Origin of the sequence: Erythrobacter sp., from assembly GCF_024305245.1 — a bacterium.
GTDB lineage: Bacteria > Pseudomonadota > Alphaproteobacteria > Sphingomonadales > Sphingomonadaceae > Erythrobacter.
Genome location: NZ_JAMWYX010000008.1, coordinates 66,777 through 90,174 on the forward strand (window position 1 = coordinate 66,777; position 23,398 = coordinate 90,174).

Annotated in this window: 19 protein-coding genes; 9 read left to right on the top strand and 10 right to left on the bottom strand. The window is 61.5% G+C overall.

What is annotated here, in order from left to right; translation table 11 throughout:
- The first annotated feature begins 54 nt into the window (after positions 1-54).
- Entirely contained in the window at positions 55-372 is a 318-nt protein-coding gene (locus tag Q0L48_RS11850) for a GNAT family N-acetyltransferase (protein ID WP_296721250.1), read from the top strand.
- On the opposite strand, the gene Q0L48_RS11855 is transcribed toward Q0L48_RS11850, so the two are convergent.
- The 4 genes from Q0L48_RS11855 to Q0L48_RS11870 form a co-directional block, all read right to left on the bottom strand.
- Positions 318-1,889, bottom strand: coding sequence for a PH domain-containing protein (locus Q0L48_RS11855; RefSeq protein WP_296721251.1), 1,572 nt, complete (start codon positions 1,887-1,889; stop codon positions 318-320). The genes Q0L48_RS11850 and Q0L48_RS11855 overlap by 55 nt on opposite strands.
- Before the next feature lie 2 nt (positions 1,890-1,891).
- Positions 1,892-2,410, bottom strand: a complete 519-nt coding sequence (locus tag Q0L48_RS11860) for a PH domain-containing protein (RefSeq protein ID WP_296721253.1) — start codon at positions 2,408-2,410, stop codon at positions 1,892-1,894.
- 50 nt (positions 2,411-2,460) lie between these two features.
- On the bottom strand, positions 2,461-3,630 hold the full coding sequence (locus Q0L48_RS11865; protein WP_296721255.1) for an acyl-CoA dehydrogenase family protein: 1,170 nt from the start codon (positions 3,628-3,630) through the stop codon (positions 2,461-2,463).
- A gap of 142 nt (positions 3,631-3,772) precedes the next feature.
- Positions 3,773-4,174, bottom strand: coding sequence for a hypothetical protein (locus tag Q0L48_RS11870; RefSeq protein ID WP_296721257.1), 402 nt, complete (start codon positions 4,172-4,174; stop codon positions 3,773-3,775).
- Between the two features lie 155 nt (positions 4,175-4,329).
- On the opposite strand from Q0L48_RS11870, the gene Q0L48_RS11875 reads away from it, so the two are divergent.
- From Q0L48_RS11875 to Q0L48_RS16680, 3 genes are all read left to right on the top strand, one after another.
- Positions 4,330-6,909: a chemotaxis protein CheB gene (locus Q0L48_RS11875; protein WP_296721259.1), complete on the top strand. Its 2,580-nt coding sequence runs from the start codon at positions 4,330-4,332 to the stop codon at positions 6,907-6,909.
- 140 nt (positions 6,910-7,049) lie between these two features.
- Positions 7,050-8,903 (top strand): DUF2339 domain-containing protein, encoded by a 1,854-nt coding sequence (locus Q0L48_RS11880; RefSeq protein WP_296721260.1) that lies wholly within the window; start codon positions 7,050-7,052, stop codon positions 8,901-8,903.
- Positions 8,900-9,520, top strand: a complete 621-nt coding sequence (locus tag Q0L48_RS16680) for a DUF4336 domain-containing protein (protein ID WP_367274041.1) — start codon at positions 8,900-8,902, stop codon at positions 9,518-9,520. Before Q0L48_RS11880 ends, Q0L48_RS16680 begins: the two co-directional genes overlap by 4 nt.
- A gap of 176 nt (positions 9,521-9,696) precedes the next feature.
- On the opposite strand, the gene Q0L48_RS11885 is transcribed toward Q0L48_RS16680, so the two are convergent.
- From Q0L48_RS11885 to Q0L48_RS11895, 3 genes are all read right to left on the bottom strand, one after another.
- Positions 9,697-11,676, bottom strand: a complete 1,980-nt coding sequence (locus tag Q0L48_RS11885) for a hypothetical protein (RefSeq protein WP_296721262.1) — start codon at positions 11,674-11,676, stop codon at positions 9,697-9,699.
- A 182-nt stretch (positions 11,677-11,858) separates the two neighbouring features.
- A complete protein-coding gene (locus Q0L48_RS11890; RefSeq protein ID WP_296721264.1) occupies positions 11,859-12,719 on the bottom strand; it encodes a hypothetical protein in 861 nt (286 codons plus the stop codon).
- A gap of 420 nt (positions 12,720-13,139) precedes the next feature.
- Entirely contained in the window at positions 13,140-13,481 is a 342-nt protein-coding gene (locus tag Q0L48_RS11895) for a hypothetical protein (protein ID WP_296721265.1), read from the bottom strand.
- Between the two features lie 144 nt (positions 13,482-13,625).
- On the opposite strand from Q0L48_RS11895, the gene Q0L48_RS11900 reads away from it, so the two are divergent.
- The 4 genes from Q0L48_RS11900 (at position 13,626) to Q0L48_RS11915 (ending at position 16,867) form a co-directional block, all read left to right on the top strand.
- Positions 13,626-14,501, top strand: a complete 876-nt coding sequence (locus tag Q0L48_RS11900; protein ID WP_296721267.1) for an exonuclease domain-containing protein — start codon at positions 13,626-13,628, stop codon at positions 14,499-14,501.
- A 192-nt stretch (positions 14,502-14,693) separates the two neighbouring features.
- Positions 14,694-15,215, top strand: a complete 522-nt coding sequence (locus Q0L48_RS11905) for a hypothetical protein (protein ID WP_296721268.1) — start codon at positions 14,694-14,696, stop codon at positions 15,213-15,215.
- Between the two features lie 144 nt (positions 15,216-15,359).
- The gene (locus Q0L48_RS11910; RefSeq protein ID WP_296721271.1) at positions 15,360-15,944 is read left to right on the top strand and encodes a hypothetical protein; all 585 of its coding nucleotides are present in this window, start codon (positions 15,360-15,362) and stop codon (positions 15,942-15,944) included.
- A 128-nt stretch (positions 15,945-16,072) separates the two neighbouring features.
- The gene (locus tag Q0L48_RS11915) at positions 16,073-16,867 is read left to right on the top strand and encodes a hypothetical protein (protein ID WP_296721272.1); all 795 of its coding nucleotides are present in this window, start codon (positions 16,073-16,075) and stop codon (positions 16,865-16,867) included.
- Positions 16,868-16,906: 39 nt separating this feature from the next.
- Here Q0L48_RS11915 and hsdR read toward each other — a convergent pair whose 3' ends face one another.
- The 3 genes from hsdR to Q0L48_RS11930 are packed head-to-tail and all read right to left on the bottom strand — an operon-like array spanning position 16,907 to position 21,862.
- Entirely contained in the window at positions 16,907-19,219 is a 2,313-nt protein-coding gene (gene hsdR, locus Q0L48_RS11920; RefSeq protein WP_296721273.1) for an EcoAI/FtnUII family type I restriction enzme subunit R, read from the bottom strand.
- A 4-nt stretch (positions 19,220-19,223) separates the two neighbouring features.
- A complete protein-coding gene (locus Q0L48_RS11925) occupies positions 19,224-20,414 on the bottom strand; it encodes a restriction endonuclease subunit S (RefSeq protein ID WP_296721275.1) in 1,191 nt (396 codons plus the stop codon).
- Entirely contained in the window at positions 20,411-21,862 is a 1,452-nt protein-coding gene (locus Q0L48_RS11930) for a type I restriction-modification system subunit M (protein WP_296721277.1), read from the bottom strand. The genes Q0L48_RS11925 and Q0L48_RS11930 overlap by 4 nt, the downstream gene beginning before the upstream one ends.
- A 297-nt stretch (positions 21,863-22,159) precedes the next feature.
- Here Q0L48_RS11930 and Q0L48_RS11935 point away from each other — a divergent pair, with 297 nt between their 5' ends.
- Positions 22,160-23,389 carry a hypothetical protein gene (locus Q0L48_RS11935; protein ID WP_296721279.1) on the top strand — a complete coding sequence of 410 codons (1,230 nt, stop codon included), beginning with the start codon at positions 22,160-22,162 and terminating at the stop codon, positions 23,387-23,389.
- Positions 23,390-23,398: the final 9 nt, after the last annotated feature.

Below are 23,398 nucleotides of genomic sequence, written 5' to 3' on the forward strand. Positions count from 1 at the left end.
ACGGCCAAGGCAAGCGGCCAGCATCGGTCGCCAACACAAGCGGGAGCAGCAAACATGGGCGAACAGCGCGCCGAAGTCACCATTACCCACCATGTGCAGGGGCAGGGCGGCTCTTACGTCGCCGTGGTCGAGGACTCCACGCAGGAGGCCTATCTCAAGTGGGAGCCGGGCGGCACGAGCGACGGCAAGGAAGTGCGGATCGCGGCGCATACCGTGGTGCCGCGCGCAATCGGCGGTCGCGGTGTGGCGGCGCAGCTGGTCGGCCGGCTGGTGGCGGATGCCGAGCGGCTCGGCTTCCTGATCCGCCCCGATTGCTCCTATGTCGCTGCCAAATTCGAAGAAAATCCGGACTGGGCCGCGCTCAAGGCCTGATTGGAGGCCGGAGCCGCATCGAGCCGCGAATAATCGGTCGAAGCGATGGTTTCGAGCACGCTGGCACGCAAGCTGCGGGCTTCCTCGATCGGGACGCCGCGAATGGCGAACTCGCCCCCTGCCAGCCCCAGATGCACCGTCGCATAGCCGCGCCACCGGGCAATCGGCCCTTGCGCGATCTCGACCGAATGGAGTTTGAGCCGGGTGGCGATCTGGCTGGTGGGCGACAGCAGCCCGTGGCTCGCGAATACCTGCCGATCATCGATCGCATGGCGGCGGAACTCCCACGCGTACATGTTCGCCCCCGCCGCCAGCACGGCAAGGCCGAGCGGGATGAAGGCGACGCCGAAGGGCGCAAAGATCGCTGCCAAAATCGCGGCGAGTCCCAGCACCGTCGAATCGAACACGATCCTGTCGGTCAGGTGGTGCTTGCTCGCGCGGTGCCAGCGGGTTGCGGCATCGGGCAGCTGGAACCCTGCCGAACGGATGACCGGAGCGATTTCCTCCATCGTCGCGAAGGGCGCGACCACGTGGCTGGCGCCTTCGGCATCCTGCGCGAGGCTGACGAAGCTCAATCCGTGCCAGCCGAAGCGGTAGCGCAGCAGCCCGGTGCCGATCACCAGCGCCTGCACCCGGTGCGCGGGCATCACCACGTCGGTGCGGGTGAACAGCCCGCGTTGCCGCCGGAAGCCGCGCGGTGAGCGGGTCAGCGTGAAGCCCCATTCGCGCGCAAAAGTGCGGGCGATGCCGGTCGCCATGCCGATGAAGACGAGGCCGACAAGACCGGCAAGCGCGCCCGCCGCCTGCGCATAGGGGCCGAGCCGGGCGACGGTGCTGCCCTGCTCCTCCAGCCAGCCACGCCACAGGTCGACGTTCCAGACATCGACATTGGTGACGGTGTCGACATATTGCAGCGCGCCGCCGAGCAGCGCGAACACCGCGAGCGAGAATTCGAACAGCCCGAAGCCGAGCAGGCGGCGCGGCCCCATGGCGAACAGCACGTCGCCTTCGTCGGCATCCGGCCGTGCGAGTGCCGGAGATGCCGGATCGGTCGCAGCAACCTGTTCCGCGTCGCGCCGTTCACGCACCAACTGGCGCAGGCGTTCGCCTTCGGTTTGCGAGAGATATTGCAGGGCCAGATCCTCGCCCCCGCCCGCGCCCGTTTCGAACTTGACCGCGACCAGCCCGAACAGGCGCGGCAGCAGCTTGGCTTCGAGGCTGACATCCTGAATGCGCTCATACGGCACCGAGCGCGCCGCGCGGCTCAACACCCCGCTTTCGACCCGGATATCGGCCTCGCCCACGGTGTAGGTCAGCCGCCGCCAGCCGACATAGCTGACAAGCGTGCCGATCACGATCGATGCCAGCGCAACGCCTGCCGCGATCAGGAAGCGTCCCGATCCGCCGATCCCCGAAAAGGCGATGGCGATAGCCGGAATGATCGCGCTGCGGATCGATCCCAGCGCGCCGATGGCGACGCTGAGCGGCGCGGTATGGCGTGGCTCGCTCTGCGGCATGCTCACATGCTTTCGCGGCGGATATGGGCGCGGATATCCTCGCGCATCTCGCGCGCCAGTTCCTCGCCCAGTCCGGGCAGCGAAACGCTGGCATTGTGATTGCCCGCCGTGTGCAGCGTCAGCGTGGCGATGCCGAAGAAGCGTGCGAGTGGGCCTTGATCGACGTCGATATGCTGCACCCGCCCGAACGGCACGACGGTGTCGGACCGCCACAGCAATCCGCGCACCACCCGCAGCCGGTCGGGACTGATTTGGTAGCCGCGCGCATTGTAACGGCGGTTTGGCACGCGGATCACCAGCGCCAGCGCAATCAGCAGCACCGGCCCTGCGATCACGCCCGGCGGAAGAAAGCCCGCATCCCGGCTGACCGCCTCCAGCACCAGCGCGGCAATCAGGAAAGGGATCGCCATCAACGCGGCCTGCACCCGCAAGGCATGGGTGTAATTGGGGTGAAGCCGGGTCAGGTCCGCATCATCATCGAGCGGCAGTCCGGCGGGGGCGATTGCGGGAGAGTGATCCATGGTGAATTACTGGCGCAATACACTATCTTCGCGCAAGGAGTTTCGCCGCGCTACCGCCGCTGATCGAACCGGCGGCCCACCAGTGCGGCGGCGATATTGGTTTTCTGCACGTCGATCGATCCGCCCGCGATACCCCAGGCGAACCCGTCACGCAGGCGCTGTTCCATCCCGTAATCCTTGTGATAGCCATAGCCGCCCATCACCTGCATCCCCATCGCGGCGACGTCGCGCACGATTTCATTGGCATAACATTTCGCCACGCTGCTTTCGTAGACGGTCGGCAGGCCATCGGGTTGATGCGCGGCGTTGGCGGCAGCGCGGTGGATCAGCAGGCGCGCTGCCTCGACCTTCATTGCCATTTCGGCCAGTTTCAACTGCACCGCCTGAAATTCGATGATCGGCTTGCCGAACGCCTCGCGTTCCTTAACATAGCGGGTCGCGGCTTCCAGCGCGGCTGCGGCAACGCCGAGGCTCTGGGTGGCATTGCCGCAGCGTTCCAGCCCGAACGCGCTCATCAGCTTGCCGAACCCGCCCGCGCCGATGATGACATTGCCAGCGGGCACCCGCACATCCTCTATCGCGTAATCGGCGGTGGCGATGCCGCGGAAGCCCATCAGCTCCTCGCGCTTGCCGAACTGCATTCCGGCCAGGTCTTTTTCCAGCAGGATCGCGCCGATGCCCTTGGCGCCGGGTTCATCGGAGAAACGGCAATAGGTGACGTAGTAACCCGAATGCCCGCCGCCCGATGTCCAGCGCTTGTAGCCGTTGACGCGGTAATGATTGCCATCGAGCACCGCGCGGGTTTTCAGATCGGTCAGCGCGGTTCCGGCGTCGGGTTCGGACATCGAGACGGCCACCACCTTCTCACCCCGGATGACTTCGGGCAGGATCCGCGCTTTCATTTCAGCCGAGCCGAAACGTTCGATGGTGCGCACCGGGCCGACCAGCGCCTCGAACACCGGAAAGGCGACCGCGTTGGAGATCTTGGCGAATTCCTCCAGCACCAGCAGCGCCTCGACATGGCCGAGCCCGAGCCCGCCATATTCGGTCGGCAGGTTCACCCCCAGAAAACCCATTTCGCCATAGGTGCGCAGCATATCGTGCGGAACAGGGTAGTCCTTTTCCTCCATGTCGCGCGCCAGTGCAGGCAATTCGGCGCTCGCGAATTTGCGCGCGGTATCCTGCAGCGCGCGCTGCTCGTCGGTCAGCTGGAAGTTCATGGATGCATCAATCCCCTGTCGCGTGTTCCCGACGCTCCTAGCGCATGGGAGGGGAGGGGGCGCAAGCCTTCGTGTGACAAAGGCCGCGCTGCTTGGCGGGCAGGATTGGGGTGCTGCTTCTGCGCCGTGCAGGCGCAGTGCGTCAGGCGGCGATCTGGGCTAGCAAGATCCTGACATCGTCCAGCGATTGCCTTGTGTCTGACATTGCCTCGTCAAGCCCCGCTTTGGCGCGCAGGGCGCGGCGATGCGTCTCGTCGATTGAAGAGCAAATTATTTCAAGCGGTTGCGACGGCTGCGGTGCTCCGACGCCCGTCATGTTGAGCAATTCCGAAAATTCGAGCCTCAGCAGGATGCTGCCCACCGAATTGGTGACTTCGAACGAGCAACTGAGCGGGTTGATCCGGTCCGCCAGCAATTCCGGCCACATTTCCATCGCCGTCCGGTTCGCTTCGAGGCAGGCCATTTCGACGCTGGCAAGCTCGGTCCCCGTCTCGTCCTGACAGACGCCCGCACCGTCGTAAAAGTGGAAAAAGAAGAGTGCCACAACGCTTTCCCCTCGTTTGCATCTGATGCAATGTCGGCCATTCAGGGGTTGATGCCAAGCTTGCATGTTTTGCAGCAGCGGTATGTGCGCCAGTCCGTGGCTTGTGGGCGACCGGCTAATAGTGAAATTGCTTTTTGATACAGGATGAAGGCTGCATGAGCGAAGCAGGAGAGCAGGCCGCCGGTTTTGAACATGGCCTCACGCCGGTTTGCGCAATCGGTGCCTCTGCGGGCGGGATCAAGGCGCTGCAGACGTTGTTCGGCGCGCTCGATACCGATCTGGGCCTTGCCTATGTGGTGATCGTGCATCTCGCCCCCGATCACCCCAGCCATCTTGCCGAGATCCTCCAGCACTGCACGTCCATGCCGATCCTGCAGGTCGACGATTCGCCGACGCTCAAGCCCGATCACGTCTATGTCATCCCGCCCGATCGCGAACTGGTGATCGAAGGCAACCGCATCATGGCGCGCAATTTTACCGAACCGCGCGGGCTTCGGGCGCCGATCGACAGGCTCTTCCGTTCGGTTGCCGATGCCCGCAATGATGGCTTTGCCGTCGTGCTGACCGGCGCGGGCGCGGACGGTGCGGTCGGAGTGCGCAAGGTGGCCGAGGCGGGCGGGCTGGTGCTGGTGCAGGACCCGCGCGAAGCGGAATTCGCGATGATGCCGCGCAGCGCGATCGCCACCGGGGTCGCGGATTTCGTCGAGCCGCTCGCCGACATCCCGGCACGGATCGCGCAGACGCTGAAGGCCAAGGCGGCGCTGACCCACACCAATGAAGCAGAGGCGGAACGATCGGTCACGCAGATCCTGTCGTTCCTGCGCGCGCGGACCGGGCACGATTTCGCCAGCTACAAGAACGCCACCGTGCGGCGCAGGATCGGGCGGCGGATGCAGGTCACGCAGCAGCCGAGCCTTGCCGGCTATGCCGATTATCTGGTTGCCAACCCCGAAGAGGCCAAGGAACTGTTCGGCGACCTGCTGATCTCCGTAACCTCGTTCTTTCGCGACCCTACCGCGTTCGAAGCGCTGGCGAAGGATGTGATCCCCCAATTGTTCGAGGTTCAGGAAGCGGGCGAGCCGATCCGCATCTGGGCGGTCGGCTGTGCGACGGGCGAGGAAGCGTACAGTCTGGCGATGCTGCTGCTGGAAGAAGCCGAACGGCGGCAGGTGGCACCCAATGTGCAGATTTTCGCAAGCGATCTCGACGACGGCGCGCTCGCCACTGCGCGCGAAGGGCGTTACCCGCGCGCGATCGAAGGAGACGTCAGCGAAGAACGCCTGCGCCGGTTCTTCGTCGAGGAAGTGGCGCATTACCGCATCCGCAAGGACGTGCGCGACATGGTGCTGTTTGCCAATCACAGCGCGATGAAGGACCCGCCCTTCATGCGGCTGGACCTGATCACCTGTCGCAACCTGCTGATCTATCTCGAACGCGAATTGCAGGCGCAATTGCTGGCGCTGTTCCACTACGCCCTGCGGCCCGGCCGGTATCTGTTTCTGGGATCGGCCGAAACCGCCGACGGGCGCGCGGAACTGTTCGCGACGATCGATCGCGAGGCGCGGATCTATTCCGCCAAGCCACGCACGGGGCGCAAGGTGGAATTGCTGGACGATCTTCCCGCAGAACACCGCCCCCATCTGCCGCAAGCGCGCGAAAGCCGGGTCCGCCGCGAGCCTGTTCCCGGCGCGCTGCATCTGGCCGCGCTGGAACATGCCGGGCCGCCCAGCGCGCTGGTCGATGAAGACATGCGGGTGGTTCACCTTTCCGCCAATGCCGGCCGTTTCATCGCCCCGCCCGAGGGGCCGCTGAGCGCCGAATTGCCCGATATCGTTCGCGCCGAACTGCGCGCCGAGTTGCGCAACGCCCTGCACAGCGTCGCTGCGACGGGCGAACCGTGCATCACCTTGCCGATCAGCGTCGCTTTCGACGGCACGCGTCACCGGGTGGCCCTGTATATCGGACGCACCCCGGCCGAGGCGCATTCCGCGCCGCTGATGCTGGTGGTGTTCATGGATGGCGGGCCGATCATGCCCGCCGACGAGGATCTGGCGGGCGACGAAACCTTCGGAGCGAGCGAGGTCCAGCGGCTGCGTCAGGAGTTGCGCCATGCACAGGAGCGGCTGAGTTCCAGCCGGCGCGAGCACGAAGGCGCGATCCAGGAACTGCGGATCGCCAACGAGGAACTGCAATCGGTCAACGAGGAATACCGTTCGACCGCCGAGGAGCTGGAAACCAGCAAGGAGGAAATGCAGTCGATCAACGAAGAACTGCGAACCGTGAACAGCGAGCTGAAAAGCAAGCTGGCAGGGCTGGCGAGCGCGCACAGCGATCTGCAGAACCTGATCAACACCACCGATATCGGCACCCTGTTCCTCGATCCCGATCTCAGGATCAAGATGCTGACCCCGGCGGTCGAACAATTATTCAGCGTGACCGATTCCGACATCGGGCGACCGATCACCGACTTCAGCCATCAGCTCGACTACACCTCGATCAAAGACGATGCGGGCGCAGTGCTGCGCGATCTGGTTCCGTTCGAGAAGGAAGTGAAGACCAAAACCGGTCGCTGGCTGCTGATGCGATTGCGCCCCTATCGCACGGTGGAAGACCGGATCGACGGGATCGTCGTCAGCTTTATCGACATCACCCAGCGGCTGATGGCGCAGGAGGAACTGCGGCAGAGCGAGGAACGATATCGCCGCGTTATCGAGGACGCTGGGACGGACGCGTAGGCTCCCAAAAAGACCTGATCCTTCGCGCTTCGGCGGGTCTGTCGCCGGAGCGGGCTGCATGGCCGCACGGGGGAAACCGTGCCTCCCGTCACTTGGCGATTGCCAAGGGCCGCAAGCTTGGCGATTAGAGCCAAGGGATCATGAACTTATTCTTCATTCTTCTGTTCGGCGGATTGATCGCGGTCGCGTGGCGGCGGATCGCCAGGCTCGAGCGCGTGATCGACCATCTCGCAAACGAAATCGATCGCTTGCGGTATGCATCGCCGCGCCCCCTGCCGGAGGTGGCGGAGCGCGGCACTGCTGAAGCAGCGGCGGCGGCATCGCCTGCCCGGTCCGCGCCCGAACCGCAGGACAGCATGGCAAAGGCTGCTCCGGTACCGCCCCCGGCGCTGGGCTTCGAAGATCCCACACCCGAAAGCGTCGCCGCCGAACCGGCCCCCGCTCCCGCTCCAATCGAAGCCAGCCACGAGGGCGAAGCGGCGCATGAGGAACCATCGCGCGGCTTTTCCTTCGATTTCGAGGACATATTCGGTCGCCGCCTGCCGATCTGGGGCGGCGGGTTCGCACTGGCGGTGGCGGGAATTTTCCTTGTCCGCTTCTCGATCGAGGCGGGCCTGCTGACGCCGTCCGTCCGCGTGGTGATGAGCTTCGCCTTCGGTCTGATGCTGCTGGCGGGCGCGGAAACGGCCTATCGCTTCGACGAAAGACTTGCCGATCCGCGCGTGCGTCAGGCGTTGGCGGGTGCGGGGCTGGCGACACTCTACGGCGCGTTCTATCTGGCCGGCACCACCTATGGCCTGATCGGCGCGGGCGCGGCGTTCATCGGGCTGGCAGCAGTTACTGCGGCGGCGATCGGACTGTCGTTCCGGTTCGGATTGCCGAGCGCGGTGATCGGTCTGGTCGGCGGGTTCGCTGCGCCGCTACTGGTCGACAGCGACAGCGCCAATGTTCCGCTGCTATCGTTCTATCTGGCGCTGATCACCGGCGGGCTGGCCTGGAGCGGGCAGGCACAGGGACGCCGCTGGCTCAGCTATGCCGCGCTGGCCGCAGGCCTTGGCTGGGGCACGCTGATGATGGTGCTCGGCGTCTCGGGTGGTTCGGATTTCGCGGCTTTGGGAATCTATCTTTTCGTGCTGGGCGCAGTCCTGCCCGCATTTCTCCATGCCCGAGGCGGGCCGAGCCTGCCGCACCTCGTCGCCGGAGGACTGGCGACCTTGCAGATGGCTGTGCTGGTCACCGATGCCGGCTTCGCCCCGCTGACCTGGGGTCTGTATCTGTTGATCGCAGCGGCGCTGGCGGGATTGGGCTGGCGGTTCGAAGCGCTGCGGCTGGGCACGCTGGTGGCGGCCGGATTGGGGCTGTGGCTGCTGGTGATCTGGCCGCAGCCCGACCCTGCGTTCTTTGCCGTGGTCGCGGCGGCGCAGGTGGCGATCTTTGCAGGCGTGCCGCTGGCCTACCAGTGGCTGGCGCGGGCAAGGCTGCTCGATCTGGGGCAGCTTTCCGCAGTCAGCCTGATCATGGGGGCCGTGATCTATTCCCGCTATGGCATCTGGGGCACGGACAACAGCGAACCGCTGATGGCGGCGATCCTTGCCGCTCTGGCGCTGCTGCCGGCCGGAGCGTTCGCCTTGCTGTGGCGACGCGGGCAGGAAGGGCCGACGCGTGAAGCGCTGGTCCTGCTCGCACCGGCGGCGCTGCTGGCCTTTGCCGCCGCCTTGTTGATCACGCCTGCCTGGATGGCCCCGATCATGGCGTTGGTGGTGAGCGCGCCCTTGCTGTGGTGCGATGCGCGCCGCGATGCCCCGGCGTTGCACAGTGCTGCATGGGCCGGGGCTGCCGTCATAGTGCTGGCGCTCGCGGCGACACCCGGCTTCGAACAGGAGATGACCCAGCTGGGCAACTTGGCTGAGCCGGTGGACGTATTGCGCGCGATGCTGCGGTGGGCGGCGACGGCGGTAATGGCCCTGAGGTTTCCTATTCGCTCAGTGGGGTGACCATTCCCTGCCCAACCCGAATGACGATAGTTAAGCTGCAGGACGGCAGCCTGTGGCTTCACTCGCCCGTGTCTTGCGACCCTGAGCTGGTTGCTGCTGTCAGCGCTTTGGGACCCGTTTCCGCGATCGTCGCTCCGAACACGCTCCACTACACGTTTCTGGTCGACTGGATGCATGCTTTCCCGGCTGCGGCAGCCTATGCAGCCCCAAACCTAAACACGAAAATCCCGCACATCGCTTTCTCCGTTCTAGGAGAGCGGCTTATTGAGAACTGGCGCGGGGACATTGATCTGCATGTGGTTGCCCTCGGCAGCTTTACAGAAGTTGTTTTCTTTCACCGCCAATCTCGAACGCTCATCGTTACAGACCTGATGCAGAACTTCGAAGCGAGCCGGGTTCAAAGGGCGCTCGTCAGAATGTTACTGATCATAGGCGGTGCGACGGGACCCAACGGTCGGCCTTCCATCGAAATTAGACTGGCTGCTCTGCTTCATCGCGCAGCGTTTAGGCGGGGTGTCGAACAGATGCTCGCATGGGAGCCAACGGGTATCATCCTCTCACATGGAGAGTGTTATAGAACTGATGGGGTAGTCGAGATAAAGCGAGCATTCGGATGATCTGCCATAGGCATCATAAGCCATTTTTGGCTGGCAAAGCCGCCATTCGCAAAACCACCCAGCTGCGGTCATTCGTTCGTGCCGAATGGAACCCTGAAAGCCGACGTTCCCCGCCATGGGCGATAGGGAAGTCCGGTGACGCCGCCGCTGCATCAGGCCACTGCAAAACAGCGGCATCATCTGCCAAACCCGTTCTGCACGTTCTGAGCAGCTATGGCGGCCATAGCCGCCTTGTCCTTAGCAGCGTGCTGGGCGAGTTCTGGCCGCTTGTCCGGATAATGCCGGGCGAGCTCCTTAAGGCTTTCGCTCCACAGCTTCTGCGTCCGCTCGGCCTGTGCGCGCTGCATGAACATGCTGTCATAGGTGTTGACCATGGCCGGCAGCCACACCGCGAACCCTTCAGCATCGAGAGTTTGCCAAGGCTTTCCCCCCAATTTGCCTGGGGGGAAGACTTCAATAACCTGCCCACTCATCCGCGCGTAGCGCTGCGCAGCGAGAATCCCCATCATCATATCTGCCGAGATCCGGTCCAACTCTTTCTCGTTTTCTAGTGTGGCTCGATCTTCCTGTATCGATGCTTGGTCGGCCTTCAGCGACTCACGTTGCGCCTGCAACTCGAGCAACTCCTTCTGTAACGTTTCTCGCTCAGACCTGACCGCCGACAATTTCAGCTTTTCGAGCTCGATCGCAGCGGTCACCGCAGCTGCCTCCTGTTTTGCGGTAGCCACCTCAGCCTCTGTTGCTTTTTGTTCCTCTCCCAAGGCTTTGACGCGCGTCCGAACGTCGCGCTCCTTTTCCTCTTCGTCACGGACGCGTGCCTGAGCGCGTTCGGCATCGCGCCCGGCGGCCGCAATCTCCTGCCGTATCTCCGACAATTGGGCGGTCAATTCCTTCTTGGTTTGCTCAGCGGCCTCTGCTTGCCTGATCCGTTTCGCAGCCACAGCCTCTTTTTCGGTCGCTTGTAAGACGCGCGTTGCCGCAGCGGCTTCGGTGGCTAAAGCTGCGGCATCTCTCGCTTTCGCTTCACTGATGCTTAAGTTGGCACTGGTTTGGGCCGCGTTGGCAGCCCGCATGGAAGCATCGGCCTCGGCCTCCCTGACCGCCACTGCGGTTTCCCTTGACGCCACTGCGATTTCTCCTGTCGCCACCGCCGAGATGCGCTGGCTCAGCCTCGCTATGGCCTTCCTCGCTCGATTCCGGAGCTTCTCACGTTTTTCGGCGAAACCTAGGGCAAGCCGCATGGCATCCTTCAACCAGGGTGGCATCAAGGCGGCGAGGGCCTTGCGCTCAAGCTGTGGGAGTTCCACATCATTCGCGATCTCGGGCCGACGAAGCGTTTCGTTCCAGGTCCCCTTTACCTTGCCTGTGATGATGCGTCCCAAGATCGCGATCTGCGCCATGGTGGTCGCCAGATCGCGCTCCCGGTCCTCGACAGCCTCTTCGCGATCGGAAACGTCCGCCTCGCGCTTCTCGACCGCACGCTTGCGCACCCCCAGGGAAGCCTTTTCGTTCTCTATGGCCGCTCCCTCCTGATCGAGGCGCGCCCGCTCTGCGGCTTGCTGGGTCAACTGTGCTGCGAGGCGGGACTCGCGTTCTGCAAGCTCGGCATCACGAGTGTTGAGGTTGTCTTCCCTTCGGTCCAGCTCGGTTTTGCGCCTTTCCGACTCCGCTTCGCGGCCCACCAGCTCCTCCTCCAGGTCGCGGAGTTCGGTAGCTTTTGCGCGGTTGTTCAGTTCCTCGATGAAATTCTGATTCGAGATCCGCAGCACTTCTTGATGCTGCTTTTTGATTTGCTCGTCATAATGCTTCAGCACCTCGCCTTTTTTGGCCAGATCCGCCCATGCCGCATCGAGCAGCTTCTGTCCTTCGACGAGCCTCTTTTCCGTCTCTTGTAGTTCGCGCTTGATTTGCTTCAGCGGCTTGTGACGAAGCCCTTTGCCGCGGGTGTCTTCCCATGTCGCACCCGTTTCCAGCAGGACCTGTTGCGCCCGCTCGCGGAAGCATCCGTCCATATTCACCCAGTCTACCGGCGCAGGCGCACCCTCGACTGTACCGGCTGGGATCGTGCGGGTGTTGTGAGCCTCGACTGGATCCAGGTCTTCGGGGTTGTGGATCTTCTTAACGCGTATGATCGCATATGGGGGTTTCTCATCCATGGCGAACGTGTTCCCCGGACGGAACCGGCTGGGACATTGAAATTAGGAGTACACTCACTCCGGGGTATTTCTTCGAATTACCCCCCGCTCGTCGCCATGACGGGGCATGGCGAAGGAGTGCCCCTCCTGCCTCACGGCCCGGGGCAGCGGCGGCCAACGGGCCGCCGCGGGTCGGATCGGTCTCAGGCTGTGCCATTCGCCGATCCTCCGTTTGTGTCGCTCTCGCCCGTTTCGGGCTTGGTCGGATCGAACGGAAAGGCAGCCTGCTGGCTGCCCCCGTTCGACCGAGAGAGCGACGTGTTCGTGTTTTCGGGTGAGCCCTGATCGGTCGGCACAGGTGCCGAACGGCTCTCGCGTTCGCCGAACGTGTTCGCCGCGCGGGGGGCGTCGTCATCTTCGTTGGGGGGAAGAAAACGCGCCTCGGCATGGAGGCCGAAATTCTCTACCAGAGCAATGAGCTGGTCCGCCGGACGCGTTCGGGCCGCTGCGGGCTGTGCCGCAGCAGCGAACACACCCGGGCCATCGGCGGTCGGTGCCGATTCCGGCACCGTGGCCGCTGGCTCGTCGCCGCGCGCTATAGGCTGAGGGGTCAGCCTTGCTTGCGACGCGCCACCAATGTCCTCACCGTCGAAGTCGGGATCACCGTCATCGCATTCGGTGTTGTCCAGATCGCCATCACAAGCACCATCCTGACCGTCTTCTAGCAAAGCAAGCCGCGCATTCTGCCGCATAAGCTGGTCAATAATGGCGAACATGATTTCGGCGTTTGCCTGAACCTGATTTCTCAACGCGACCAGGCCCGGCATCGTGCCAGATGCCTGGCTTTGCTCTGTCAGCCAGCGCTTCAGGTATTGTTGGTAGGTTTCGTTGCTGCCTGCGCCGCCGCATTCAGCCTTCAACTCTCGGATGGAGGGGATTTTGCCGGTTCTGGCAAAAAAGGAATTCAGGCGCGCCTTAGCCTGTTCGTAGGGAAGCGCTTTTCGATGTATATTCATATCCGATACTCGCCGCTGCGAGATCGAAAGTGCGGGGCTGCTCAGCACGTGAGCACAGCCTGTAATCTGACACAGTCGATCCCAGCGTTTAAGGAGCAGGCGCGCGATTGCGTTCGCTTGCCGGTTCAACTTCGAGATCGAGTTGTTAGGGAGCAGCCCAGACTAGCGGTGGCCGGGTCAAATGGCGATGCAGCCTTGCCTGAGATGCGCTTCTTGCCTCGGTCAATGGGTAGACCGGCGCGGGAATAAGGGCGCGACTGAGCGCTCTCAAAAAGAGACCTGTTAACCACCAGATGAACGCCATCAATAATGCAAACATTGGTATCGTCTCTAGACCTTAAACTCGGCTGAATTTTATTATAGCAAGGAAATCGAAGTATACAACAATAACCTATTTTTGCCGCATACTCATTCGAGCAGACAATGAATGCTGCGTGATGCAAATTAAGTAAGGAGTAAGCTCACCATTCAAATCTCATTTCTGCTTTTGGCACTACCGGTGCCATCTGCCAATTCTGCCTCTGGGAATGATCGCACAAATCTCTGCGCCAAATCGATGTCGCAGAAGTAAAAGGCCGCAGTGCTGCAGGCCACCCCAGGCGAGCTGTGACAGGCATAACCTTTGGCGGACGCATTCTCGCGCAGCCACACTGTCATGCGGTCGAGGCTTTTACCGAGGCCGTGTTCAGGCACGCGCACCTTCACACGGACCGGGAAGGCCAGATCGTCGCGCCGCGCTTGCCGAATCGAATGAGAAACCATGGCTGGAACATTGCGCGAACATCGTCTGCCGGCAAGTGCGTTAATCATGATGGCTCGGCCTAAACGCACTTGCCATGCCGCGATTGTAGGAAAAGCCCCTCGGCTGAGCCTCGCGTGCGAGGTCGGTTGGTAGAAGGGAAAAAAGTCTGCCCTTCGGCCGGCCTCGTGACGACGAGGTAATAAATGAACAAGATGAATAGCATCGGCGATGACGACACCGACGTTGGTGAACATGCCCAGCCGGATAACGAGGTGCGCATCCTGCGGCGGATTGCGCCGCTTGATGAGTGGCCAATCACAAACGCGATTGGTCCTGACGGGCCGGTGATCGCGGTGATCGATACGGAAACCGAGGGGCTAGACCCTGAGACCGATCGTGTGATCGAGATTGCAGCGGCGCTGGTGAAGACCGATGCTGAGGGACGGATCACCGGCATCATCGACAAAATCTACGGCCTGCAGGATCCCGGCCGGCCGCTCCCAGCCAAGATCAAGACGCTCACCGGGCTCAGCGATGAACGATTACAGGGCAGGTCGATCGATATCGACAAGATGACGGTATTCTTGTGCCGTGCTGATGCACTGCTGGCCCATGGTGCCAGATTCGATGCGGGATTTTGCCGCCGCCTGCTGCCTGGTATCGCGCATCTGCCGTGGGTGTGCACGCTCAATGACATCGACTGGCTTGGCCACCAGTTCGATGGGCGGGCGCTCGGCCATCTGTTGTGCCAGCAAGGTCTGTATGCACCCAAGGCGCATACGGCAGGTGATGACGTCACGGCGGCAATCAATCTTGCCGCCACTGTGCTGCCCAATGGCCGAACCGTGCTGGCCGAAGCCTTGGCCAATGCGCGGACGACCAGCGTGCGGGTTGATGCCGAAGGGCCGACCTATGGTGCGCGGGGCGAGCTGAAGCGCAGGGGCTACAGCTTCGACTGGCAGCGCAAGAGCTGGTCGATCGAGACGTCAGAGTTCCATGCGGATTATGAGCATAGCTGGATTGATCGGCACTTTCCGCAGATCCGCGTGAGCAAGACGCCGATCACCTGGCACGAGCGGCACTGCTGACCGAACAATGCCAGCGCACGCGTTCGCCGAACGCATCCATCCGACATCAAGAAAGGAAAAAGGAGCCGGGCAGCGCAGCAGCGTCGCCCGGCTTTGATCCTGTGATTGAAGTGAAGTGGGCCGTTCCGGTGAAGGAAAAAAGGCTTCGGACACCCTGCGGGGGTCTGCAACTCGAATAAGGAAATACGAACAATGATCGACTTGTATATCGGCGGGGCCTGCCCCGGCCGAGCGCTGACCTATGCGTTCCCTCGGGCGCTTATCTGCCCATCGGCCCCTCTGGATGCGCCGCTGCCAGCGGGCGGACTTGGGGTTGTGGCTTCATGCGGAAGCATGGAAGACACGGTGACCATGATCAGCCGGGTAGCGGCTCAGACTGGCCGACCCTGGCTGGCGGGTCAGTTTAGCAACCGGTTCACCAGCATCTGCAGCGGGATACTGTTGGTGCGACCTGTTCCGGCTGGCGTCGAAATCATGATGGTGCATCCCTTCGTCCAAAAGAGAAACGCATCCATGATCCTGATCTCGGCCTGTGCGACGCGGGCCTTCGCGTTCGATGCGCACGGACAGATCATGGACGTGCCGCCGCCGAAGCGGTCCAAGGCATCAGCGGGCGCTGATCGTGGCTGGACCGAGCTCAAGCGCCTGATGAAGGCGAGCGTCCAAGGCCACAGCTTCTGGCCGCGGGAATCCTGGGAGATGCACGTCGCCTGAGGCGCGAGGCCAGCGTGGTCACTGGCCGCGCCGGCTCATGCAGCAGTCTGCACCGCCATCACCACCATCATCGCCATAAAACGCCAAGCGGGCGGTTCTCCACGCGGAGAGCCGCCCGCTTGCGTTTAATCCGAGGAATTATCCATGACCTACTCGCTGCACCCGCCGGTGCTGGCAACGCTCACCGTCGTCCGAACCAGTCCGGAGCACACACCGCGATCGACAATTCGCTCGCTCGCTTTGTTTACGGTCGAACGCATCGGACGCCGGGAAGCGCGGTTCAAGATCGTGCACAAGGCATTCGATACCGATACGCCCCGCGCGAACATAATCGACGGCTTATGTTCGCATATCCCGCCCGGCGCCGAATTGCTGGTGCGCCTCCCTCGTATGTCAGAAAATGAAGCCGGTCCAAGCACCGCCCATACAATTACGGAATGCGCCGCACCCACGGACATTGACCTGATCCGCCGCAATCTGCCGAGCCTCACCATCCTCCCGCTGACCGTGACCGATAAGCAGCTGGCCGCCGTGGGTGAGCCGCTTGGCCTTGATGTGCCGGGGCCGCAGTCGGCACTGCTCCGCCGAAGCCGCCGCGCGCCGGACACCGCGACGGCCATGTGGGCCACCTACACCGCGGCGTTCTGCCGCAGGCCTGAAGCCCGCACGCTGTTCGCCGCCTTCACGGCGTGGCGCGTGTTGGAACAGGCCCGGCCCATCCCGTTTTGAGCCGGTCGGCGACGTTCAGCGAACAAGGCACAGGCCGCAACAGTGCCAATGCCAGCGCAGCGCAGGAGGACTACAAAAGCACAAAATTGAGTGGGTTAGTGGGGTAAACCCATGAAAGGAAAATGAGAATGACCAAGTTTACGTTTATCGATGTCGAGGCCGTCTGGGATGAGCATCTGCATGAAGCTTATCGCGAAATCGACCCGCGGGGGGCTGCAAAGCAAAAGCGCAACGATGCGCACCGCCATCGCATACCTTGCAAGAGGGTGATCGCAGCTGCCGCGCTCTCGCTCGAAGTCGAAGAAAGCGGGGCTATCAGCATTGGGGGCCTCAAATCCTGGACCAAATACGAGCACGGCGATGAACGCGAGGTTGTTGTTGAGCTGTTGGAGCACGTGCGTGGTCAGCCGCAACATCACGTGGTCACCTGGGGCGGGCTCGCTGCCGAGATCCCGCTCCTCAATCTCGCTGCGATCGAATACCTGCTGGTCCTGCCGCCGCAGCTGCGATCGGGCACGCCAACTTTTGGCCGTCAGGCGAATTGGCGACCACATATCGACCTCGGCCTTCAAATGAAGGCGCAGGGCCGGGATTGGGCGCACCTGAGCGAGCTGTGCATCAGGCTTGGCCTTCCGGTCGAGCTATTTGCCGGCAAGGCCGACATCGCCGAGCCCCGCAACGGCGAGGAATGGCAGGCCATGCGGCATCGCGTGGGCACCGACTGTATCCTCACTGCGCTGGTCGCTACGGTCTATTGGCGCGCAAACGGCCTGATAGCGCTTGATCAAATCGCCATGCTTCACAACGTCGCAGACTGGTGCGTGCGCAACCGCTGCGTGGCGGAGGAACACATCGAACCGCTCATCCGGCTGCGCACCCAAATGCTGGAGCGGATGGGAGCAGAATTGGACGAGGCGGCCTAAATGGGAGCGTGAAGAACGTGCTTTGGTCACGCGCCCCGCCTACGAAAACAGGTGCCGCTGAATATCGATGAACGCCTCCCGTATTTCCGGGATCGAACCCAGCACCCGCTTGGCATCGTTCGTTCCGCCATACCGAATCTGCAGAAAGTCGCTGATCCGATGCGGGGCGAGTTCATCGATCCCCTGCAACTCGTAGGCCTGCAGAATGTAGCTAAGGAACTTACGCATCTCGGCTTCATAGCCATCGAGACCGGTCGCCTTCGCGCCCTCCACTCGCTCCGACCGTGACAGCGGATCGAGCGTGAAGCGCACGTAGGCCAGCACGTCGAAAATGTCGCTTTTGGGGGCATCGATCAGGCGGCGCATGTCGTCCATGCGGTCGCGGTCGTAGCCCATTTCTTCGAGGCGCTGGATGAAGGCGGTGCGCCGATCAGGATCAGTCCAGATCGCGCGGAGTTCGTCTGCGCTGGCAACCATCGTGCCTAGATCGCCGAACAACTGCTCCATGAACTCGCGGGCGGTAATCTGGCGACCGTTGAACCAATAGGTCGTCTCGGCGACATACCGGATCTTGCGTTCCTTGCCGTCGGCGAGCTTCACCACCACGCGCTCGGCCGGCGGAGGCGGATCGCTGGGCTCGTCGTCGATGATCGGGGGCTCTGGCGGTTTCGGTGGCCTTGGAGCGGTCGATCCTTCGACAGGCTCCTCCGGCTCCCCATCCCACTCAGGATCTTTGAAATGCTCATAAGCCTTCACGAAATCGTAGATCGTGAAGAAGTCTTTCCCGTCGAAGGTCCGCGTTCCACGGCCGATGATCTGCTTGAACTCGATCATCGACTTCACCGGCCGCAGCAGCACGATGTTGCGCACGTTGCGCGCATCCACGCCGGTGGAGAGCTTCTGCGAGGTCGTCAGGATTGTCGGCAACGTCTTCTCGTTGTCCTGGAACTCGCGCAGGTGCTGTTCGCCCAGCTTGCCGTCGTCCGCCGTCACCCGCTCGCAATAATGCGGGTCGGGGTTGGTCTTCACCTGATTAATGAAGTTGCGCACCCGGGCGGCGTGATCCTGCGTCGCGCAGAAAACCAGCGTCTTCTGGCGCTGATCGATCTGGTCCATGAACTCGTGCACCCGGCTCTGCTCGCGCTCGTCGATCACCAGCTTCGTGTTGAAATCGGCCTCGGTGTATTCCTTGTCGAGGTCGATCTCCCCGCTCACCACCTCGTCGTCGTCGCTGAAGGTATAGGTGTCCAAGGTGCTCGCCATCTGGCGCACCTTGAACGGGGTGAGGAAGCCGTCGCCGATCCCCTCCTTCAGCGCATAGGTGTAAACCGGGTCGCCGAAATAGCGGTAGGTGTCCGCGTTCACGTCCCGCTTGGGCGTAGCGGTCAGGCCGAGCTGCACGGCGGGCGCGAAGTATTCGAGGATCCCTCGCCACGTGCTCTCGTCCCGCGCACCGCCACGGTGGCATTCATCGATCACGATGAAATCGAAGAAGTCCGGCTGGTAGCCTTCGAATGTCAGGCCGCTCTCCACGCTCTTGCCGTCCGTCATGAAGGTCTGGAAGATCGTGAAGAACACGCTCGCATTAGTGGGCACCTTGCCCTGCTTGCGGATTTCCTCGGGACTGATCCGGCACAGCGCGTCGGGGGGGAAGGCGCTGAAAGCGTTGTAAGCCTGATCGGCGAGGATGTTGCGATCGGCGAGGAACAGGATGCGCGGGCGGCGGACCGGCTCGCGGGTCAGGTTCCAGCGCGACTGGAACAGTTTCCACGCAATCTGGAAAGCAATCGACGTCTTGCCCGTGCCCGTGGCGAGCGTCAGCAGAATGCGTTGCTGATCTTTGGCAATCGCCTCGAGCACGGCGGTGATAGCGTTATGCTGGTAATAGCGCGGCTGCCACTTGCCGCCACCAGTCTCGAAAGGAACCGCGCCGAAGCGTTCGCGCCAGGCATTGCCGGTGGGGAAGCAGCGCTGCCACAGCTCGTCGGGCGTCGGGAAAGGCGGAGCGATGTTGCCCTCCTTGCCCGTATGCATGTCGACCTCATACCACTCGGCCCCGTCGGAGGCGTAGGCGAAGCGGGCTTTCAGCCGGGTCGAGTAGTCCTTGGCCTGACCGACGCCCGCGCCCGCCCCCTTGCCGTGGCGCTTGGCCTCCATGGTCGCGAGCTTGTGGCCGCGGAATTCGAAGACGTAGTCGGCCGAGAGTGGAGCGCCGCGCTGACCGCCGGGCATGATGCGACCAGGGCAGATCGCCTCCCGCCGGATTTGTGCGCCCTCGACGACGCCCCAGCCAGCCGCACGCAGCACGGGATCGATGCGATTGGCGCGGGTATCAGCCTCTGTTTCCTGCATCGGCTCAGGTCAATTCCCCGGCGAAGGCCTTCTGGAGAATGGATTGGCGGAGGTCGGCAATGTCCTTCATTGATTGCTCGTAGCGGTTATGAAGATGGTCGCACGCTTCTTGTATGGCTCGATTTGCTTTGACTATCTCTGTTTGCTGGTTCGTATTTGGATAGAAAAAGTCAATGTTTTTAATTTCATTTGGGCTTACGTTCTGCTGTGCCGCCCCGCGCCCCTTTTTGCGTAACGGCTCTCCGAACCAATCGGAACGGAGAAACTGCAGCAGATAATCACGCGACACTAGCGCGTCTTTAGGCACAAGCTTCGCGACGCGCTGGTTGAGCGCTGCTGGCAAGTGCTCTTCCTGGATGACCGCAACACGCCCAATGTTTCCGGTAAGCGATGTCAGAATATCCCCTTCTGAAAGCTCGAATTTCTTTGTTTTGCTAGAAAGCTGGACAAACTGCGGCCTATGCAAAGAAATCTGGCCATCTTGCACATTGGCAATTCTAATGAGGAAATGTCCGGTGTCGGTGTATTCCTTACTCTTAAAGGCAAAACCACTAAGCACCGACAATACTTTTTCGAGTTTACAGGTCAGCCAGTTTTCTACCTGAGGTGCCAGGTTGGCCCTCAACACACAGCGTTCAAGATCCTCCGCATCCGCCAGATTGGCCTCAGTTAATCCACGGGCGCGGTCAAGCGCGACGAATATCTGCTTCAGCGCCGCAACGATCCGCTTCTGTTCTTCAAGTGATGGAGTCGGGACTTTCAATTCACCGAGTTTCGACGCGTTGAAGCCACCTTGGGCGCTTCCGGAGGAACCTTGCGCGATCGAGTGCCAATAGACGTCGGTTTGAAAAAATAACGAGAGGAACTCCGGCAGCAGCTCTTTCCCGGTCAGCCGCAACCTAATCAAATAGGAGGCGGCCACAGCCTCCGGTGGGTCCTTAATCAGAAAACTTTTACCGGTGGTCGCCCCAGTTCTTGCGAAAACGATGTCGCCGTCTTCGAGACGGTGCTTCTTCGCATCTGCGGCATCAATCGCGCAGTAGGGGACTGACTGCCAGTCTACTGCGCCATCTTGAATATCGGTGATCCGAAGAAACTTTGGCCCAACCGGTTCAGATGACGCGCTCTCCGTGTAGCCGTATTTAATTGAAGCCAGTTCACTCAAAGTCGCCGTGGGAAATGGGCTTCCGCTCATAGCATCCCCCGGATGTCTTCAAGGATCAGACGCCTCTCCTCGTCGCGGGTGAGCATGTCGGCAATGATCTGCTCGGGCGCGCGCAGCGGCGCCTCCTCTGGGGCGGTAGGATTGCGGACCGACAGATCCCATGTCGCCTTGTCGAGGGTTTCGACATTCACCGTCCAGCTCTTGGCGCTGCCCGCCTTGTCCGGCTGGAGCGCGACAAACTCGGCGAGATCAGCATCGTTGAGCGGATTGGTCTTGCCCATCGAACGACCCGGATCGAGCTGGTAATACCAGACCTGCCGAGTGGGCGCGCCCTTCTCGAAGAACAGCACCACCGTCTTCACGCCCGCACCCTGGAACGTGCCGCCGGGGCAATCGAGCACGGTGTGGAGGTTGCAGCTGGTTAGCAGTTCCTTGCGCAGTTCGACGCTAGCGTTATCGGTGTTGCTGAGGAAGGTGTTCTTGATCACCACCGCGCCCCTGCCGCCCGCCTTCAGTTTGCGGATGAAGTGCTGCAGGAAGAGGTAGGCGGTCTCCCCCGACTTGATCGGGAAGTTCTGCTGCACCTCCTTGCGCTCACCGCCACCAAAGGGCGGGTTGGCCAGCACGATGTCGTGACGGTCGGCCTGCTGGATGTCCATCACGTTCTCGGTGAGAGTGTTGGTGTGGCGGATCTGCGGCGCCTCGATCCCGTGGAGGATCATGTTCATGACACCCAGCACGTAGGCGAGCGACTTCTTCTCCTGCCCGTAGAAGGTCTTGCGCTGGAGGATGTCCCACTCGGCAGCGGACAGGTCCGGGCGGCGCAGGTAATCAAACGCTTCGCACAGGAACCCTGCCGAGCCAGCCGCACCGTCATAGATGGTCTCGCCGATCTTGGGCTGGACCACCTTGATCATCGCGCGGATGAGCGGGCGCGGGGTGTAGTATTCGCCGCCATTGCGTCCGGCATTGCCCATGCGCTTGATGCGGGTCTCGTAGAGGTCGGACAGCTCGTGCTTGGCCTTGCTGCTGCCGAAATCGAGCGTGTCGACGATGTCGATCACCTCGCGCAGGGAATAGCCGGAGCGGAAGCGGTTGATGATCTCGTTGAAGATCTCGCCGATCTTGTATTCGATCGTATCGGGATCGTCCGCGTCGGCGCTGAAGGTCTTGAGGTAGGGGAACAGGTCGCCGTTGACGAAGTCGATCAGGTCCTGCCCGGTCATGGCGACCTGATGGTCTATCTCGCCATCGTCCTTCTTGGGCGCGGCCCATACGTCCCAGCGGTATTCGGGATCGAGGATTGGCTGGTATTCGCGGCCTTCCAGCTCGGCCTCGTCCTCCTGCGCGGCTTCGAAGTCGTCCAGATATTTCAGGAACAGGAGCCAGCTGGTCTGCTCAGCGTAATCGAGTTCGGACGCGAGGCCCTCGTCGTTGCGCATGGCCCGGTCGATATTATTGAACGCGTTTTCGAACATGGTTGGTTGCGTATCGCGGTTTGCGGCGCGGGCCAAGAAGGATAGCGATCTAAATCCCGGTAATTCCGGCCTGTCTGTAGCGCCTATGAAATCACACGAGGGCCATCAACGAGCTTGAGTTGGCCGGTCTCGAACAGGTGGCCGTCATTCCGATGAGCTATCCAACCTTGCCGCAATATCGCACGGAAGGACTTCCCGCAGGAGATTGACGAGAGCGCCCAAAGCGCCTTCAAGCATCGGAATGCTTGCGACTATTTCCCACGCTTCGACCCAGCTGGTGGTTGGATAGGAGGTAATTTGCTCGAGTTGTCGATCATCCATCGTCCAGGCATTTGCGGCCTAGGGCAAAACCTCGGCCGAATCCTCGAAGCCATGCTGTATTATGATCGCGTCCATCTGATGATGAGCGGACAAATGTTCTCAGGGCTCTGGGATATCTTAGGGCCCGATGACCTTGCCGCGCTACTCGGCCACCCAACAATCACAACGACGCTTACACCCGAGATGCTCGGGATCAAAAATGAGATAGGGCCAGCTTTCGTAACACACCGTCCCGTGGCTATAAAATTTGCTGGCCGTGACGGTAAAATGATTCATGACAAGGACGATGCTGGCACGTTACTCCATGTAATAGCAGGCCTTCCTAACCGTCCGGACGGCACCCGTGCCCAAATCAATAAGCTGCTGAGAATGACGAAACGCTCCCGCTATGCAAAGATGCTTGGCGGCGAACACGAAAGTCGACAGAGGCTGGTCTCGCTGATCAAGGACCCCGCTACTCTCAAGCTCTTTGTGCGCGGTTGGGCAGTCAAGAACCAGAAGTCGGTCAATGAGGCAGCGCTCAATCTAGCGCAAATTGACGTTTTTGAGCTCGGCGAAGAATTCATGATCGCAAGCTCGATCCCGTTAGAACAGATGGTCCTAGGTTGGAACCCGACTGAAAACTGGGGGACGATCCTAGGTAGCGTTCAGGATTATGCGATTGATCTATACCTATCTAACGCCCACAGCGCGGACATCGTGACATCGCCCGACATTTCCGAGATAGCTAGTGCCCGCGTCGATCTTAGTTTGCAGCGGTCGCTAAATAGTAGCTCTCAAATCAGCGCCTTCGAAGAAATGGTTTTCGAAGATGCCCATGGATTCGCCGATGCAGTGAACGATGGCCTGATCAGTTTCGCTGAGGCACTTAAGGTCGTTGATCAATCCCGGAGATTTCGAGGATGGACGACTGGTCTCGCGCCCGATGCCGACTTAATTCATGAGTATCACCGCGCTGTTACCAAGGATACGATACTCAAGAGTTTGCCGGCCAGCCTCGCTCGCTTTACGTTCTTCAATGGCGCTGGGCTGGTCGCAGATGCAGCGTTGGGTTCTGGCACAGGCCTAATCGCATCTGCGATAGATACCTTCATCGTGGAGAAATTATTTGGAGGGTGGCGGCCGAACGTGTTCGTCCAGAACATACAAAAAACGCTGTCAAAAGCGGAGCAGCGTGCGATTGAGCGGGGCAGGTCTGTCTCGTGATGATCACTT

Bases quoted from the DNA above. Each gene is read 5' to 3' on its own strand.
- Q0L48_RS11885 (WP_296721262.1), bottom strand. From the start codon at position 11,676: ATGGATGAGAAACCCCCATATGCGATCATACGCGTTAAGAAGATCCAC.
- Q0L48_RS11875 (WP_296721259.1), top strand. From the start codon at position 4,330: ATGAGCGAAGCAGGAGAGCAGGCCGCCGGTTTTGAACATGGCCTCACG.
- Q0L48_RS11900 (WP_296721267.1), top strand. From the start codon at position 13,626: ATGAATAGCATCGGCGATGACGACACCGACGTTGGTGAACATGCCCAG.
- Q0L48_RS11925 (WP_296721275.1), bottom strand. From the start codon at position 20,414: ATGAGCGGAAGCCCATTTCCCACGGCGACTTTGAGTGAACTGGCTTCA.
- Q0L48_RS11855 (WP_296721251.1), bottom strand. From the start codon at position 1,889: ATGCCGCAGAGCGAGCCACGCCATACCGCGCCGCTCAGCGTCGCCATC.
- Q0L48_RS11930 (WP_296721277.1), bottom strand. From the start codon at position 21,862: ATGTTCGAAAACGCGTTCAATAATATCGACCGGGCCATGCGCAACGAC.
- Q0L48_RS11905 (WP_296721268.1), top strand. From the start codon at position 14,694: ATGATCGACTTGTATATCGGCGGGGCCTGCCCCGGCCGAGCGCTGACC.
- Q0L48_RS11910 (WP_296721271.1), top strand. From the start codon at position 15,360: ATGACCTACTCGCTGCACCCGCCGGTGCTGGCAACGCTCACCGTCGTC.
- hsdR (WP_296721273.1), bottom strand. From the start codon at position 19,219: ATGCAGGAAACAGAGGCTGATACCCGCGCCAATCGCATCGATCCCGTG.
- Q0L48_RS11880 (WP_296721260.1), top strand. From the start codon at position 7,050: ATGAACTTATTCTTCATTCTTCTGTTCGGCGGATTGATCGCGGTCGCG.
- Q0L48_RS11895 (WP_296721265.1), bottom strand. From the start codon at position 13,481: ATGATTAACGCACTTGCCGGCAGACGATGTTCGCGCAATGTTCCAGCC.
- Q0L48_RS11915 (WP_296721272.1), top strand. From the start codon at position 16,073: ATGACCAAGTTTACGTTTATCGATGTCGAGGCCGTCTGGGATGAGCAT.
- Q0L48_RS11850 (WP_296721250.1), top strand. From the start codon at position 55: ATGGGCGAACAGCGCGCCGAAGTCACCATTACCCACCATGTGCAGGGG.
- Q0L48_RS11860 (WP_296721253.1), bottom strand. From the start codon at position 2,410: ATGGATCACTCTCCCGCAATCGCCCCCGCCGGACTGCCGCTCGATGAT.
- Q0L48_RS11865 (WP_296721255.1), bottom strand. From the start codon at position 3,630: ATGAACTTCCAGCTGACCGACGAGCAGCGCGCGCTGCAGGATACCGCG.